The organism is Rhizobium sp. L43, from assembly GCF_002531725.1.
Lineage (GTDB): Bacteria > Pseudomonadota > Alphaproteobacteria > Rhizobiales > Rhizobiaceae > Rhizobium.
In genome coordinates this window covers 197,116-213,856 of the sequence record NZ_NWSQ01000006.1, presented here as the reverse complement: position 1 = coordinate 213,856, position 16,741 = coordinate 197,116, and the positions used below count along the sequence as shown (strand labels likewise).

Sequence of the window (16,741 nt, the reverse complement as noted above, 5' to 3'; positions counted from 1 at the left end):
GATCATAATGCACGACAAAACAACGATTGTTTTATCACCCGCGAGACTGCCATGCGCCGCTTTCTGCCAGATACCTTCACGATCCTGCTCGTCTGCACGGTCATTCTCGCCTCGCTGCTGCCGGCGAGCGGCACCTTCGCGGGCTATTTCGGCATCGCCACCGATCTTGCCATCGCGCTGTTATTCTTTCTGCATGGCGCCCGCCTCTCGCGCGATGTCGTCGTCGCCGGCCTGTTGCACTGGCGCCTGCATCTCGCCATCCTGCTGACGACCTTCGGCATCTTCCCGTTGCTTGGCCTCGGGCTCGGATTGATCCCCGACACGATCCTGCCGCAGCCGCTTTATCTCGGCATCCTCTTCCTCTGCGTGCTGCCGTCGACGGTGCAGTCGTCGATCGCCTTCACCTCGATGGCGGGCGGCAACGTGCCTGCCGCCATCTGCTCGGCCTCAGCATCCAACATCTTCGGCATGTTCCTGACGCCGCTGCTCGTCGGCCTGCTGTTTTCCGTCGGCGGCCATGGCGGCTTCTCCTTCGACGCGCTGGAGCAGATCCTGCTGCAGCTGCTCGCCCCCTTTGTCGTCGGCCAGATCCTGCAACCCTGGATCGGCGACTGGATTCGCGGCAAGAAGAAGATCCTGATGCCGGTCGACCGCGGCTCGATCCTGATGGTCGTCTATCTCGCCTTCTCGACGGCGGTGGTGGAGGGCCTATGGCATACCTTCTCGATCGCCGATATCGCCGTCGTCATCGTCGCCGATATGGTCCTTCTGGGCATCGTGCTTGTTTTGACGATGTTCGGCAGCCGCTGGCTGGGCTTCGACAAGGCCGACGAGATCACCATCACCTTCTGCGGCTCGAAGAAGAGCCTGGCAAGCGGCGTGCCGATGGCAAACGTCATCTTCGCCGGCCAGTCGATCGGTGCGATCGTTCTTCCCTTGATGCTGTTCCACCAGATCCAGCTGATGGTCTGCGCCGTCATCGCCCAGAAATACGCCGCCGCCGCGGCCCGCCGCGCAACGGAAAAAGAGATAGAGGAAGCCGCCAGCCCGGCCTGAGCCGCAACAAAAAACGGCGCCCCGATCGGAGCGCCGTCCATTTACCCATCAGAGATAATGATCAGCCGTTGATGATTTGCGCTTCGATGGCCTTCGGAGCCTCGACCGGTTCTGCGGCAATCGCGATCTTGCGGGGCTTCATGGCCTCGGGAATATTGCGCAGAAGGTCGATATGCAGCAGGCCGTTCTTCAGCGAAGCGGCGGTCACCTCGACATGGTCGGCAAGCTGGAAGCGGCGCTCGAAGGCGCGCTTGGCAATGCCGCGGTAGAGGAATTCGCCGCCTTCGGCAGGTTCCTCGTTCTTTTCACCCTTCACGGACAAGACATGGGCATGGGCTTCGATCGAAAGTTCGGTCTCGTCGAAACCGGCAACCGCCATGGTGATGCGATAGGTGTTTTCACCGGTGCGCTCGATATTATAGGGCGGATAGGTCTGTGCCTGCTCCGGTTGGGCAAGGCTGTCGAGCATGGTGAAGAGCCGGTCGAAACCGACGGTGGAACGATAAAGGGGAGAGAAGTCTACGTGACGCATGATGTCCTCCTGTGGAAGCGACGTGTTGCGATAAAATGCCCCTGAAACCCCATCTTTGGCGGCCTCGGAGCGGTTGCGCAGGCCCTGTCTGGCGCCTGCAGAAAGGAGATGGTGATGAGATTTGGCGAGTTCAAGACCTTTTTGGAATCGCCTTGATCGGCCCCATGAACCCGGCATGAACGACCGGTTCGGAACGCATTCAGGCGCATCCGCCTAGAGATTGCAGCGTCGGGTGAATCTGGTCCCGATGGCTGAAGTGCATCGTCCCTTCTTCTTCAGTCTCAACTTCGGCCGGCCGCGAGCACCCTCATGCTCCTGCCGGCCCTTTTCTCGCCGCCCGCCTTGCGGGCGCGCCGCTTTCCAAGCCGGATGCCATGCGCTATCCCTGAAGGCGAAACAGTCAGCAGCGGCGCATTGGCAAAGTCATGGATCAGGTTCTCTATTCGACGCCGGACAATCCCGCCCCGGAAAACCGCGCGGAGGGGTTCTTCGAAACCCATGACGGCCACCGGCTGCGTTACGCCGTTTTCCGCTCCAGCGCCCAGGTCGCCAAGGGCACGGTCGTCATTATCCATGGCCGCAACGAATATATCGAGAAATACTTCGAAACAATCCGCGACCTGACGGCCAAAGGCCTCTGGGTCGCCACCTTCGATATGCGCGGCCAGGGCGGTTCGCCGCGGCTCTTGAAGCGCCGCAACCACGGCCACATCCGCCGCTTCGCCGATTACGAGCGCGATCTCGACACCTTCCTCGAAAAGGTGGTGCTGCCGGACACCCGCCTGCCATTCTACCTGCTCGCCCATTCCACAGGCGGTCTGATCGCGCTCTCGGCCGCGCCCTATCTCACCACTCGTATCGATCGCATGGTGCTGTCGGCCCCCTTCATCGGCCTGACCGGCCAGGCGGCTTCGCCCCGCGTCATCCGCACCCTTGCCGGCACGCTGAACGCCGTCGGCCTCGGCTTCCTGCCGCTGACGTCGAAACTGAAGGAGCCGGATTTCCGCGACAATCCGCTGACCTCGGACGAACATCGCTTCGAGCGCAATGTCGCGATGATGAAGGCCCATCCGGAGCTGACGCTCGGGCCGCCGACGGCCCGCTGGCTGATCGAGGCTTTTCGCACGATGGACCGGGTCACCTCGCCCCACCATCTCTTCTCGATCACCGTACCCACAATCGTCATTGCCCCGACGCGGGACGGTGTCGTGCCCTACACGGCGCAGGAGCGGCTCTCGCGTTATTTCCGCGCCGGCCAGCTGGTGCCGATCAACGGCGCCCGCCACGAGATCTTCCAGGAACGGGATACCTACCGCGCCGCCGCCCTTGCCGCCTTCCACGCCTTCATTCCCGGCAGCGATGCCGAAGAAAACCAGGACGTTGCTGCCCTCGGCACGTGACCGGCCAGCGTGATCATCTAGCCGGCCGATGGGATCCAATGACAAGCTTCGCTATAGGCGCGAAGATTGGGCACTTTGAGAACCAGCGCGCGCCGTAACAGAGAGCCAGAAACCTATTCCGTCAATCACGAAAGCCGTGGGCCATTCGTTGCGCTCACAAGTAAATTGCACCGCCTCGTTCTTCTTATCCCATGATTGGATGGCCGGGCCCATCCCGAAGAGAAGCAGGGGGGCTGTAAAGGACATCAAAGGCCGGCGAAGGGAAACCTTTGAAAATGCTTGACGCAACCACGCCAAATAGAGAAGACAACATTCCGCAAGACTGACTATTTTACGAGAACTCGAGCCTTACTCCATAGCTCGCAGCACAACGACAGATGACAACACCTCTCGCCGAGTACCGCTTGCCGCCCAATGTATTTGGCATCGCAGAGAGCACCAAAATTGATAGAGTATGCTGCACAGTCTGATATTCCGTGAAACAATGGATGTCTCTTTTCGTAACGAAAGCCATCGTATGCCCGACATGAAAATTATTTGGAAAAGAGTTGAATTACAGTTGTTTTCTATTTACGCGACCACCCATCTTCCCATTTTTCTCTTATCAGATGCCAGGTATTGGGATGACTGGAGCCTTTCTGGTGCCAGTAAAGATATGCTTGTTTCTGTGTTTACGCAGGCTGGACTGCCGATTATCGGATACTATCACTATGCTATACAGCTGGTCGGCTGGTGGCTTTACGCTATCTCTACCTTTTCGCTAGGCTTTCTTATCGTTCACGTATTTTATCTCATTCTAAAAGCCTTCAATTTTTCGAAATTTGACGCAATGGCCCTATCGTTTCTTGTGGCGGTCCTACCTCTCAACCATGCTAGAATTGCAGCAATCAATAATCCCGGGCTTATTTTCATATTGATCTTCGTCTTTGCTATTTATATTTTTGTTATATCGGTAAAGGAGAATAATAAGTATAAAGAATACTTTTCATATGCATTGTTTATGCTTTCATTCCTGTTAAATTCCTTAGTCCCGGCGTTTTTGCTGGTGCTATTTTTAGCTGCTTACCTCCTTTACAAAAAGGAAAATGCTTTGGAGGATGCATTTTATCAGCGAAAATATTTAAAAATAATCAAATATATCACAAAGAATACATATTTTATTATATTACTTCCGTTCATTTATGCTATAATTCAGCATTTTTTGTTAAAAACAAGCGGCATGTTTGCGGCTGATTACAACATCATCGAGATAAAATTCTCGACGCTAATCTCAGATATTAAGGTAATATTTTTTTACTTATTTCCACTTGATGGAGTTTATCTTGGGAAGAGGCTTCTCTTACTAGTTTTCGTAGCTGTCCTGATGGTGGTTTATTCCATCACCTCTTATCAAGTGTCCAGCAGCCCCGAGGTCGAACACAGTGGAAGAGGACTGATCGGCATGGGTGTCGTGCTGCTGGGGCTTGGCGCGTCGGCCTATGTGATGGTCGGGAAGGAGCCATCCTATGAGCCTTGGACCGCGACCCGTTTTCAGGTACTGCTTCCGTTCGGAGCGGCCTTCTCGACGCTGGGTCTATTCAAGATCATGTGTGCCGTTTTTCCGGCGATGAATCCCGATAAACGTCATCGGATGAAAGTGGCCTCTTTTGGCGGCTTAATCGCGGTGTTCATTGTGAATTGGTGGTTCGTCTATGGCACCTTTTACCTGGACCACCTTTGGCAGGAAGCTTTTGCTGACACCATCAGGAACACTCCTGCCCTGCAGAGCCGCAATTCCGTGATCCTCGACCGATCGGGCCTGCAAGCCTTCGATACCACAGCCGGATTGGGCGAATACGCCGGGCTGTATGAATCCGCGACCGGGAAGCGTGATACATTGATCCTGAATTATGATTCCATGATCGCTTATGGCGGCTGGTCTGGATTTGTGAGTAAATTCGGAAGGTTCTTAGGCGCCTGGGCGAAAGTCGAAGACGCGGCCTTTGATGTTCCAGGATGCCTCTATATCATTCACCGCGGACGCGCCGGGCAAAACAAATGGTCCTATGCGGCCAATGCTTTTATTGTCAAGATAACGTATCCTGAACGCTACATGGCAAGAGATCTCTTGAGTTTTGACGGTCCCTTTTGCCAATCGACCCGGTGAAAATTGAAGGCGATGCGGCGGCAAGTGCTCTGACAGATCCGGACCATCTGTGCGCTTCCTTCCAATCCAGCGGTAGAAGCCATCGGCTATCGAATCTGCCCCAGACGTCCGCGCTTATATCTGCCAGCCTGTACACATTTGCACCAATCGAGTTTGTCGAGATACCAGTGACCTGCAAGCTTAATTCTGTCGATCCGCTCGCCTATCTGACCTCCACGCTCAAGGCTATCGTCAACGGCCACAAGCAGGGCTATATCGACGATCTGTTACCATGGGCATATACCGCAAAGCTCGAACCCGCAGCCAAATAGAACCACTTGGGCTTCACTCGCCGTAGATGCCAATTCCAATGGTGGCAGTGGCGACGTAGACGCAGAATCCAACGGCTACCCCAGCAAAAACTCCAGCAGCCAAGCTTGTCCTCTTGGTGACAACGATGGCGGCAGCAATGGTCCAAGCAGCAAGCCGAGCGTTTGCGCAACACCTAGCGCTCCATAGTTCATAGTGTGGACTGTCTGCTGGACAACACAAATCCAGACAAATATGCCCCCGAAGACGATTAAGCCGGCACAGGCTCCCAAAATCCAGCCATGCCGTCTCCACACAATCCGTAATTCCCAAAGAGCGGGAGGCAGCGCAAACGTCCACGGTATAAGATCAGTTATGGTCCACATTTACGAAACTTCACATGAAGATGTTTCTAGTCTGTGAACCAACCGTTCGAAGACGTGGCCTGGGAACAGCGTTTACTTTCGACAAAGGCTGCCGGGCCGTCGATGGAACGGTCCACGTGGCTCTCCGCGGCCAGGTGCATGATGGCATCGGACTATGCTGAGCAAATATCCGTTCCAACTCGGTACGGTTGCATATATCGGCTGCTCCAACGCATAGCGGTCTGAGCCATCGCCATCGCCCAGTTTTCAAGCATAGGTCAGCTTGTCGACGTTGATGATCGAGCCGCCGGTCTTCTGGATGATGTGACGGATAACTGCCGACCCGATAAAGCCGGCCCCGCCCGTCACCAGAATTTCCATTCCCGTCGATGCTCTTGATGGGTCAGCCGATGGCATCTTCCAAAACCCTTACAACGCGTTCCTGCTGCTCAGCAGTCAGATCAACCCACAAGGGCAGACGCACCAGCCTTTCTGACTGGATGTTGGTCACCTGCAAGTCGCCCTGTGTGCGGCCATACCGTTTTCCGGCGGGCGAGGAGTGCAGGGGCACATAATGGAAGACCGAGAAGATATCGCTCCTCTTCAGCTCACTAAGTACCTTCTGACGATCGATCTCCGGCGCCAGCAAAACGTAGTACATGTGGGCATTGTGCTGGCATTCGTCCGGGACGATGGGCCGGCGAAGCAATCCTTTTGCCTCGAGCGGTTCAATAAGCGTGTGATAATGTTGCCAGATGCCCAAGCGATGATTGGTGATGCGCTCGGCTTCTTCAAGCTGGGCAAATAGGAAAGCCGCGATCAGTTCGCCCGGCAAGAACGAAGAGCCCACCTCCTGCCAAGTGTATTTATCGACCTCTCCCCGGAAAAAACGACCACGGTCCGTGCCTTTCTCGCGGATGATTTCGGCGCGCACCGCCAGAGCGGGGTCGTTTACCAGCAGGGCCCCGCCTTCCCCTGAAATTACATTTTTGGTTTCGTGAAAGCTGTAGGCCCCGAGATCACCAATGCTGCCCAGTGCCCGGCCTTTATAGGCTGCCATCACGCCCTGTGCCGCATCTTCCACGACCCTGAGGCCATGGCGTTTGGCAATGCTCATGATAGCGTCCATCTCGCAGGCGACACCCGCATAATGAACCGGGGCGATAGCGCGAGTGCGCGAGGTGATCGCCGACTCGATCAGGCGTTCGTCCAGGTTCAAAGTGTCTTCCCGGATGTCGACGAACACCGGCACACCGCCGCGCAGCACGAACGCATTGGCGGTAGAGACAAAAGTATATGAGGGCATGATGATCTCGTCACCAGGCTCGATGTCGAGAAGCAAAGCCGCCATCTCCAGCGCGGCGGTGCATGAGTGCGTCAGCAGCGGTTTTGCACATCCACTCTTATTTTCCAGCCACTCGTGGCAACGCTTCGTGAAAGGCCCGTCACCAGCAAGCATGTTGCCGAACTTCGCTTCCGCGATGTAATATAGCTCTTTACCGGTCATGAACGGCCGGTTGAACGGGATTTTCTCGCTCACTGCTTATCCTCTTGAAGCCTGTGCCACTCGTCGGCGACGCCGCGCAGATAGTCGCTGTACTCGCATGCCGGCATGCGCCCAATCAAGGTTTCAAATTGGGCAATGCTGAGGAACCCTCGAACCAGCGCCGCCTCTTCCGGACAACCGATTTTTACGCCTTGCCGTCGCTCTATTGCCTCGATGTAGGAAGAAGCTTCGTGCAGCGCAGTACTGGTACCGGCGTCAAGCCAGGCAAAGCCGCGGCTCAAGCGCCGCACCTGCAGCTTGCCCAGCCTCAGGTATTCCAGATTGATATCCGTGATTTCCAGTTCCCCCCGGATGGACAGCTTCACGGCCTTCGCAATGCCCAACACGCTGTTGTCGTAGACATACACGCCAGGCACGGCGTAGTTGCATTTGGGGTGCTGGGGCTTTTCTTCAATGGAGATTGCCTTTCAGTTCCGGTCGAACTCCACCACGCCATAGCGCTCTGGGTCCTTGACATGGTAAGCGAAAATTGTTGCGCCACCCGTAAAGCTGGAGACTGCCCGGGGGAAATCGTCCCCACCGGAAAAAATATTGTCGCCCAGCATCAGGATCACATCATCGGAGCCCACAAAATCCGCCGCAATCAAAAATGCCTGTGCAATCCCTTCGGGTCTCGGCTGCTCGCGATACTGGATTGCCACTCCCCATTGTCTGCCATCCCCAAGCAAATTCTGATACCGAGGCAAGTCATGCGGCGTTGCAATGAGGCAGAATTCTCTGACCCCTGACGCAATCAGAACGGTCAAGGGATAATAGATCATAGGTTTGTCGAATACAGCCTGGAGCTGCTTACTGGAGACTTGCGTCAGAGGATACAGGCGCGACCCTGCGCCGCCAGCAAGAACAATCGCTTTCATTCATGTCTCCCCACACGATAGCCTCGCCGCGATCGGTGTCCGTTAGATGAATGCTCTTCCACTCGACAAAATGGAAAGGGACAACATCAGCCTCACATCTTTCTGGCGACGAGCAGTCGCGAACCACCTAAAGGGAAATCCAAACCAGTTCCGATGAGAGCGCTTTCCGCACGCAATATCCATCTGAAAGCGTTATTGAGCAGGCTTGGCAGTTGCATCTCGGTTCGAACGTCGATTTCGTCAACCGATTTATTTCGGCTTAGCAAACGCGAAGCAAGCATCGCCGGCAGCAGGAACGAGACGAAGGAGGTGTTGCGAAGGATGGTGAAACCCGCGGCAGTAACTTTCCTGCTCAATTCGCTGGCCGTATAGCGGCGGCAATGGTGAGCATAATCGTCAAGAGGGCTCCACAGCCATGGATGTTGCGGAACGGTCACCAGCAGCGTCCCTTGGGGTTTCAGTGCAGCATGCATTTGCTGCAGGACGGTTTCATCTTCCTCGATGTGCTCAAGGACATCAAATGCGCCGATGGCATCAAATTCCTCCGCGAATGGAATTGCCCTTGCATCCATTTGCATGAGCCGTGCATTAGGCAATCTCTGAGAAGCGAATCGCAGACCCTCGATAAATATCTCGCTTCCGAAAATCTCAGCTTCAGGATATTTCCCGGTGACGCCGGAAAGAACAAAACCCGTCCCACAGCCGATTTCCAGAAAAGAGCGGAATTTGGGATGGTACTTGCGTAAAGCCCACAGGATAAGATCGTTTCGGGACCGGAACCAGAAATTTCTGGCCTCTAATTCCGACAGAACTTTGAAATAGGAAGCCTCAAATCCACCTCCTTGGTTAGCAAACTGTGGAGCGTAAGCTGCTATTCCGCCTATTTCTTCAGGCTCCCAGCGGCAAGCGGGGCAACGAGGCCTGCCGGCTTCGCTGTCGAATTTAGTTCCACAACCCAAACAACGGGAGCTCACGGGTTTTGTTTTCTCTTGCTAGTGGACGGGAAGGCATAAATGTTGGACGCCAGATATACGAATGCGGCCACAGCAACTATACCAAATGCTTGCACATAGAAGTGCGCGTAATGGAGCCTATCCACAAACACGTAGAGGATGCTGTAGTTCAGCGCGTAACCAATGCCATAGATGATTCCATATCGGACTAGGGCCCCCTGCTGCTCCGCAGCCTGAATAAAAACCCAGCGCCGATGGGCGGCAAAGCTCATCAAAACTCCGACCAAATAAAGTATAGTCATCGCCAACTTTGGCGGAACCCCAGAAAAGGTGACAATGAGGTAAAGGATATATCCGAAGCCGTTGGTCAATAAGCCGATAAATCCAAAACGGGCCAGCTGCAACATACTATTTCTAGACAGAATCAGATCTCTCCACCTTATTGTCGTCCAGAACAGCCAAGCCAAAACCCGTTTTACCGTAGCCATCGCCATTGTATAGCATATAGGTATTGTCCTCGTGCCGAAACACGTAAGGGTACTCGATCATCGCGCTATCCCAGCCGTTTTCGGAAACGTCTATACCCACCTGGTCCAATTTCAAGATCCACGCGATTCCGTCCCGGCTTTCAGAATACCCGATCCGGTAGGCTTCGCCCTGACCGCTGCGATAAGAAAACCACATCCGGTAACCACACGCCGCATCAATGAGAACCGTGGGCCTGGAGAAGGCTTGCGCCCTACCAATTTCATAGGGAATTGCCACACCTTCCTTGTGCCATATATGGCCATCCCTTGAACTTGCGGACTTGATAACATGGAGCATTTCACCGTTGCCCGCGTCCCAGGTTACGGTGGACCCATACCACATCCTGAACGTTTCACTATCCGTCTTTTCAACCCATGGATAGGAAAGACTGACTGAATCTTCCTCATCCGAAGCCATGAACGCTACGTCGGCGTCCAGCTCAAGCGTTAGATCGGGTCGAACCTTTATACGGCCTATATCGCCACGCCAGTGCCCTCCCGGAGGCCTCTGCCATCCCATGAATAGCATATAGCGCTGCACCCCCGCATAATAGCAGTTACCGATGCTGATACCCGCTTCAAAGAAACTGCCGCCAGCACCGTGTACCAGAAAGGGCTGCTTGTGTTCGTGAACGACTTCTCGCGTCAAGAGATTAATATCAACGGCGCCCACAGAGGAACGATTCTCGCTGTCGCGCCCGCTAAAAAACACCCTGTATGTGTCACCTTCAAGGTGGAGTGCGAGCGGGTTGGCAGCGTGACTCCTCAGCTTCGGGTGCAAACCGGACGGTTTGAAGAGCAGGCCGGTTTTAATCCATGCGCCGGTCATATCTTGCGCAATTTTGAGCTGGGAACACGCGAGCGTTCAGAGGCGCTAGCTACGTAAACTCCATCAGCCTCGGCATCGGACAGTATGAGTGCTGCGGCACCGATAACGCACTTTGCCCCGATACTAACGTGATCACGAAGAGTGGCATTGACCCCTATGAAACATTGCTCGCCGATCCTGACACCACCGGACACCACAACATGGGAGGATATGAACGTGTGACTTCCGATATCCGAATGATGACCTATGTGGTTACCGCTCCACAACGTGACATTATCGCCGATATGCGAAAATGGTTGGATCGTATTGTCTTCAAGAATAAAACAATTACGCCCGAAGGAATGCCCGTTGAGGACTGTTGCGCTAGAACTGATATAGCTTGCAAGATCGTAACCGAGAGCCAGTCCGGCCTCGAATTTCTCCTTGCGGATTTGGTTCAGCTTGGAGTAGCTGAGTGCGACGAAAAGGGCATGGTCGGCCGGTGGATAGAGATCAGCGACGTTTTCGAAGGCAACGACCGGCAGGCCACAAAACTCTCGATCAGTTAAATAGGCTTCGTCCACAGTGAACGCGACCACATCATAATCGCTGTCATTTTGGAAATAGTAATGCGCGAGTTGGGCGATATCACCAGCCCCAAAAATGACGAGCTTCCGCATCATAGCAACTTCCTCACGATCATCGTAAACTCGTATAGCTCATAGTCATGCAACAAAGCTACCTGCCGTGAATAGCGCCGTTTGCAAAGATCGAATAAGTCCAGCGGGTTGGCGTAGAAAAGATCACCCCGCATCCGGTCTGCGTCAGAATAGGATGTTAGACAATTGAAAGAAAAACCTGTCTCGCTGGATATGTTCATCATGTCCAGTGTTTCCACCAGATACGCAAGCCACTCCTCGTCCGTCCGACCAAGCCGCACATTGAAAATTCCCGACGCTACAGAATAATCGACGATCTCACCTGGCGAGTTACCCAACCTAAAAGTCACGTCCGGCGACGCGGCGATACGCGAACGGGCGGCTTCAATCATCGGCAGAGCAATGTCGACACCTATATACCGAGCGGCGTGTCCCAACTGCGAGAGGTGGTCAAGCAACGCTCCATATCCGCATCCTATATCGGCGATAGAATATGGTTGCGAAGAATCGACCACTTTGAGAAGTTGATTGAAGCGCATGATTTGGCCGGCTTGGCTGTTCCAGTCAACACCTGCTGCGGTTTGGCCATGTTCAGCGATCCGTCCCGAATAATAGTTAGCCACATCCTTCAGGATGTCATCACTCGATTCAACCATGAATGTCCCACCACGTGTCAGGGCGCTGATGTTTAGCGGCGCTAATTGTTCTCAAAAATCCTATAAACACACTACCAGCCCGCCACTCAAAGAAATATGAGCTCTTCCTCCGATCTTCGTTATCGCTTTCAGCGCTCGCATTTGTGAGGGACCAGCAACATCTCGTATCCCAATTTTGGTCATTTCCCGTGAGCCGGTTACCGCGTCCGAATACTCACGTGACGGGTATCTGCGATTGACTCGGGCGATCGTCAACATGAACTCCAGGTAGGTCACGCCAGGTGGTAGCCATTCCAGCAATATCTACTCCAACACCCGCGACACCATATACCGCCCGGCTGACGACGTTGGAACGCCCCTCCAACTTTTGTAAAGCGCGTGAGTATTTTTCGGAATAGATCGGCTACGTCTCTGAGGAATTCCTTTTAGAATAGATGTCTTGAATGATTGAGCGGGGTCTATCCTTCACCTCCTCCAGGATCTGTTTGACATAAAGGCCCATCAGCCCGGTAAAAACAGCATTCAAGCTGAAGAAAAAGACCACTACGGCCATGAGTGACGCCCATCCGTCTTGGACCGGTCCGATCAGCGCGCGCACCACAACAAACCCGCCGTAGACGATACCTAAGAAAGCCATCATTAAGCTGAAGCACAGCATCAATATCAGTGGCTTGGCTGAAAACGTCGTGATAGCAAGGGCGGTCAGAGCAATCCGCCTTCCTAGCGAGTAGGTCGTATCCGAGGTGCTGGCTTTGACAAAAGGGAACGATGCCTGGGGATAGCCAACAAGAATGCTTAGTGGAACGAAGACTGGATTTTTGTCTCGAAATTTAAGTAGAGCGGATACATAGCGACGGGTCATCAATCGCATCGTTGATACGTTCTGGGGTATGCGTACCTCGCTTAACGCGGAGAAAAGCCAATAAAAAAGGTGCCCCGATATCCGCTCCATCCGGCCGCCTTTCCGACGTTCCTGCAGCCCGTAGAGACAATCAACAGCTTTTCCCCGCAAAACCTGCGCCATTTCCGAAAGCAACTCGGGAGGCTCCTCGAGATCGCTGTCAATCAGGAATATTAGGTCGCCTTGAGCATGCTCCAAACCCACGAGCATCGCTTTATGATGCCCGAAATTTCTGCTCAAGCATAATAGCGAGATCCGAGCGTCGCGCTCAACCCAATTTCGCACGATGTTCGCCGAACCGTCTGGACTGCCATCATCGACAATCACGATTTCAATATCATCCGACACCGCCTCTCCCGCGGCCAAGGCACGTTGGATGAACTCATCGATTGTGTCCATTGACCTGTATAGAGTGGTAACAATGGATAACTTGCGTGTCATGGAACTCATTTGACTTTCGGCAACCGAGACTTGAACCAGTCGCCAACTGAACGAAATTCATCTAGGCCATAGCCCAGTATTTTCTTTTGCTGCTCTGTAAAATCTGGAGCTTCACCTAGCACAGAAGGAATATGGAACTGCTGACGCAGCATAGGAATCGTGAAGACGTGATTAATGGCGCGACGATTTTTATCGGTCTTATTGGTGCTGCCGGCGTGATAAACCATGCAGTCCAAGACAATGAACGTCCCCCGTTTCACGGTGACGTGGGTCTCCAAACGCCGAACAACTTCGTCAGGTGGAAACGCTTCACGATGATGTGTTCCAGGGATCACGCGCGTGGAGCCATTTTCGATAGTGAAGTCGTCTAATGCAAAGAGTGCATTGATAGCGAGCGGCCGAGAGCTAGTGAAATGCTGATACGGAAGATCTCTGTGATACTGGGCTTGGTGGTATTTGCTTTGGTGGCCGCGGTTTATCAGGCCGTTCACCTGGTTCAGGATGAAGTAACCGCCGAGGAGCCGCGACAATAACGCATGAAGTGGCCCATTGAAAACGACCTCCCAGAAATTGGGGCACACCATCGGAAGGAGGCGAATCGTATCACGCTCATTAATCTTGCTAAGATCATAACCTCGGTCTGTTGCCTCGGTATCGTATTCTAACTCCGCTCTATTGAACAACTGCGAGAGTTCATCGAGCTGAGCCCCGGCCAGTCCGGAATCTAGCGTAGTGTATCCCAATAGCCTGACCTCCTCCGCGAGGATGTCGTAAATGTCGTTTGCTTCGGTTGTCGCAATAACGCCGTAGCGAGAAATTTCCGTCATAGGATGGCATCCTGCCTAGCAATTTCAAGAGAATGAAAGATCGAAACATTCTCCGATCCAAAACGATCTCGGATAAGCGACCAGCTTCGCTCATGCACAGCCGCGATCAGGGGCATTCTTGGAAAGCTCAAGAAGTCTTTGACCGATACAACAGGTTTACCATAGAAATTCGCCTCTATCGGTTGATCCCTAACAAAAAACTCTGCGTTTTCGATCACGGATGGGCTATAGGCGTGAAGAAGATCCGAATACTCACCCGTGCCGAAGATGCCATACTTCCGGCCCTTAAGCACCCGGTTGGTCGCGTCTCGTATCTTGCTCCAGGTGTTCACATACTCTGCGCGCTCCTGAGAAAGAAAGGCGAAGCCGCGGGTCTGACTGTCAAGGTCAGCGTCGCCGAACCGCAACAGGTAAATCCTAAATCCCTGCAGGCTGCCCGTTAAGGGGGAGTTCGCAACCATCCGCAGGTTTGCACCCGCTACAATCATTGCCAAGGAAGCGGACGTAAAGTTGGATATATGATCGTAAAAGAGCAGCTCCGACCCTACGATTTCTCCATCCGGACAAATGACGACAATATTCCCCGTTTTATCAATGACGCGTCGGCATGCTTGCAGAAAACCGAGGGGATTACGTGTGTGCTCTATCACGTTAACGGACAGGCAAAGATTGTAGCCGGGGGGGGAGGCCTCGAACTGCTCAGCAAAACCCTCGTGGATGGAAATTCGACCTCCCACGTTTGAACGCGCATTCGCGGCTATCCGGGAACTAGGCTCCACTCCGGTTGAAATTTGAGCGCCAAGCCTATTGGTCAGATGACCGAGCAACGTACCGCTACCGCATCCAAACTCTATGATTTTGGAAAAATTGGCTTCAATCCCCAGATGATGCATCAAGAAAGCTTCTATCTGTCGGCTATATTCGGCGGAGCGCGCAGCCTCCGCCACCGCGTCTCGCAGGCCGATCGAGTAGTCGGCGCTATAAATCTCTTTTATTTGCTCTTCTGAAAAATTCTGGGTGTGGAAGCCATGGCCGCAGTTGTTACAAGAACAGCGCTTAAGAGGATTCGATACCACCTTGCCGTCGCTAACCATCGAGCGGGCTGCATGCGGAATAGGTAGATTTCTACAATCCGCTGATCCACATGCGGGACACCTAGAAATATATTCCGTCAAGCGAAGTCCCCCGCCGTGCTTGCTAGCGGACCGCAATAACGCAATTTTGTCACCACGCGCAAGCCTTAAAAATGTGGAGGATTGGCCCAGTATCCGGTACGCTTTCTTCTTTCTGCACACACGCACCAATGCTCCAAAGGGCGGTGCGGCACCGGAGACCCACGCCAAAGGTTCAAGTGTTAGTCAACTCATGATGCCTCTCCCAAGGATCAAAACTGCCCCACGCTATTTACATTGCAACCCCCGGGCTTCAGAGAGAGCGCCGATCATCCACCCTTCGTTCCTTGTTCCCGGGAGTTGGCAAGAGTGTCGAAACACCGAAACACCTCCAGCGGTGCCCAATCATTTCCGCCACTCTCACAAGCGCAATTCACTAGCGGACCAGAAATTTGGCGCTGTGAAAGTTTCATTTCAGGTATCTCATGTGATTTCGCGAGTCCCTACCACAATTAAAGAGAAGATCGAGGATCGTCACTCCATGAACGAATTCACCCCAGAGCTGGGGGTATTTAGGATAGCCGGCATAGTCGAACCAGGTAAGCCTAATTCCTCGTTCTTTAAAGACTTCTTCATCTACATAGTCTTTTGCCGCGGGGCCAGATACGTACTCTGTGCCACCCGCTTGAGCACAAAGCGCAGCCAGACGCTCTGTCTTTCCTTCCACTAACGTGTAGTCCCATGAATGGGAAATTACAGTTTCGATTGAGAGATAATTGCAGATTGCTTCAATGAATCGGCGATTGAGCGGCGAAAGGTGACTTGGCGGTTCATTCAGGTAAAGGGGCTCCAGCCACACAGCGATTTCCTCAAAGTGTGCAGCACGACGATAGTTCTGGATCAGGCTCTTCCAATGGGCGCTCGCCCATTCGGTGCCTTCTATCTCAGTTTCTCGGATTTTCTGGTGGTACTTTCCCTTTACCTGAACGGGGACTGTGAGCCATTGAATCCCCTGAGGCGTCTTGATCTGATTGCGATTGCGCCAATCACGTCGCGTATATTGCATGTCGTCGTAGAGGATAAACTCATCCACGGCAGCGATCATATCGAAATAACCCTTCCACGGGATATAGTTTGACTGGACGATAGCCACCTTCTTCACTTCACTTCATTTCCTTCGCTCGAATGGCTCGGCAGGCGTTCAAAGCCTCACTCGCTGCCGTCGGTTTGTAAAGCTCTTCAGTGCGGCTTGCATCATAGCCGCCTGCGCCTGCGGCTGTACATCATTGTTTGTTGGGAGATCGTCAACACGCCGGATCGGGGCATCCTGGTAAATGTGGAATGAGGGGCTGAAAGAAGTCATCAGCGCCTTTCAGTGGGTTCGCCGTGTCTGGTCAAAGTATGTGGTGACAGTTCAAGAAGATTGGCAGCGCCTGCTGATCGTCCATGGGCTGACCAGAGTCTCGGAACAATCAGATGGTATGGTTCGCGTCTTGATGAACCCCGCGATGATAGGAGGCCGATACGGCGGCGTGCTCCCGAAGGAGCCCTGGGTTGAACTGAACCAGTCACGTCATAGGGCAGCAGCTCGACGGTTCGCCGGAGCCGCCGACGAAGGACGATAATCCTCTTGACCACGAGGGTTT

15 protein-coding genes and 2 pseudogenes are annotated in these 16,741 nt (G+C 53.6%); 4 read left to right on the top strand and 13 right to left on the bottom strand.

Annotated features, from left to right (window positions below; translation table 11 throughout):
* Window positions 1-51: 51 nt before the first annotated feature.
* Entirely contained in the window at window positions 52-1,056 is a 1,005-nt protein-coding gene (locus CO667_RS10280; RefSeq protein WP_097618278.1) for a bile acid:sodium symporter family protein, read from the top strand.
* A 61-nt stretch (window positions 1,057-1,117) separates the two neighbouring features.
* Here CO667_RS10280 and CO667_RS10275 read toward each other — a convergent pair whose 3' ends face one another.
* Complete coding sequence (locus tag CO667_RS10275; RefSeq protein ID WP_025570464.1) at window positions 1,118-1,588, bottom strand: Hsp20 family protein; 471 nt, start codon at window positions 1,586-1,588, stop codon at window positions 1,118-1,120.
* Window positions 1,589-2,013: 425 nt separating this feature from the next.
* Here CO667_RS10275 and CO667_RS10270 point away from each other — a divergent pair, with 425 nt between their 5' ends.
* From CO667_RS10270 to CO667_RS10260, 3 genes and pseudogenes are all read left to right on the top strand, one after another.
* Window positions 2,014-2,988, top strand: coding sequence for an alpha/beta hydrolase (locus CO667_RS10270; RefSeq protein WP_097618277.1), 975 nt, complete (start codon window positions 2,014-2,016; stop codon window positions 2,986-2,988).
* A 454-nt stretch (window positions 2,989-3,442) separates the two neighbouring features.
* Entirely contained in the window at window positions 3,443-5,134 is a 1,692-nt protein-coding gene (locus CO667_RS10265) for a hypothetical protein (RefSeq protein WP_245433105.1), read from the top strand.
* Window positions 5,135-5,304: 170 nt separating this feature from the next.
* Window positions 5,305-5,445, top strand: a pseudogene (locus CO667_RS10260) (transposase domain-containing protein); the annotation flags it as partial.
* A gap of 609 nt (window positions 5,446-6,054) precedes the next feature.
* Here CO667_RS10260 and CO667_RS35795 read toward each other — a convergent pair.
* The 12 genes and pseudogenes from CO667_RS35795 to CO667_RS10195 form a co-directional block, all read right to left on the bottom strand.
* On the bottom strand, window positions 6,055-6,168 hold the full coding sequence (locus tag CO667_RS35795; RefSeq protein WP_245433101.1) for an NAD-dependent epimerase/dehydratase family protein: 114 nt from the start codon (window positions 6,166-6,168) through the stop codon (window positions 6,055-6,057).
* Window positions 6,169-6,190: 22 nt separating this feature from the next.
* The gene (gene rffA, locus CO667_RS10245; protein ID WP_097618275.1) at window positions 6,191-7,327 is read right to left on the bottom strand and encodes a dTDP-4-amino-4,6-dideoxygalactose transaminase; all 1,137 of its coding nucleotides are present in this window, start codon (window positions 7,325-7,327) and stop codon (window positions 6,191-6,193) included.
* Window positions 7,324-8,211 (bottom strand): annotated as a pseudogene (gene rfbA / locus CO667_RS10240) (glucose-1-phosphate thymidylyltransferase RfbA). The gene rffA and the pseudogene rfbA overlap by 4 nt, the downstream one beginning before the upstream one ends.
* A gap of 92 nt (window positions 8,212-8,303) precedes the next feature.
* Window positions 8,304-9,185, bottom strand: a complete 882-nt coding sequence (locus tag CO667_RS10235) for a class I SAM-dependent methyltransferase (protein WP_097618274.1) — start codon at window positions 9,183-9,185, stop codon at window positions 8,304-8,306.
* Window positions 9,182-9,571 (bottom strand): GtrA family protein, encoded by a 390-nt coding sequence (locus tag CO667_RS10230; RefSeq protein ID WP_097618273.1) that lies wholly within the window; start codon window positions 9,569-9,571, stop codon window positions 9,182-9,184. The genes CO667_RS10235 and CO667_RS10230 overlap by 4 nt, the downstream gene beginning before the upstream one ends.
* 7 nt (window positions 9,572-9,578) lie before the next feature.
* On the bottom strand, window positions 9,579-10,520 hold the full coding sequence (locus CO667_RS10225) for a hypothetical protein (protein WP_097618272.1): 942 nt from the start codon (window positions 10,518-10,520) through the stop codon (window positions 9,579-9,581).
* Window positions 10,517-11,182, bottom strand: a complete 666-nt coding sequence (locus CO667_RS10220) for an acetyltransferase (RefSeq protein WP_097618271.1) — start codon at window positions 11,180-11,182, stop codon at window positions 10,517-10,519. The genes CO667_RS10225 and CO667_RS10220 overlap by 4 nt, the downstream gene beginning before the upstream one ends.
* On the bottom strand, window positions 11,179-11,814 hold the full coding sequence (locus CO667_RS10215; RefSeq protein WP_097618270.1) for a class I SAM-dependent methyltransferase: 636 nt from the start codon (window positions 11,812-11,814) through the stop codon (window positions 11,179-11,181). The genes CO667_RS10220 and CO667_RS10215 overlap by 4 nt, the downstream gene beginning before the upstream one ends.
* A gap of 403 nt (window positions 11,815-12,217) precedes the next feature.
* On the bottom strand, window positions 12,218-13,165 hold the full coding sequence (locus CO667_RS10210) for a glycosyltransferase family 2 protein (protein WP_097618269.1): 948 nt from the start codon (window positions 13,163-13,165) through the stop codon (window positions 12,218-12,220).
* The gene (locus CO667_RS10205) at window positions 13,162-13,983 is read right to left on the bottom strand and encodes a phytanoyl-CoA dioxygenase family protein (RefSeq protein WP_097618268.1); all 822 of its coding nucleotides are present in this window, start codon (window positions 13,981-13,983) and stop codon (window positions 13,162-13,164) included. The genes CO667_RS10210 and CO667_RS10205 overlap by 4 nt, the downstream gene beginning before the upstream one ends.
* Window positions 13,980-15,077 carry a class I SAM-dependent methyltransferase gene (locus CO667_RS10200; protein WP_097618267.1) on the bottom strand — a complete coding sequence of 366 codons (1,098 nt, stop codon included), beginning with the start codon at window positions 15,075-15,077 and terminating at the stop codon, window positions 13,980-13,982. Before CO667_RS10200 ends, CO667_RS10205 begins: the two co-directional genes overlap by 4 nt.
* A 487-nt stretch (window positions 15,078-15,564) precedes the next feature.
* Entirely contained in the window at window positions 15,565-16,257 is a 693-nt protein-coding gene (locus CO667_RS10195) for a WbqC family protein (protein ID WP_097618266.1), read from the bottom strand.
* Window positions 16,258-16,741 lie beyond the last annotated feature (484 nt).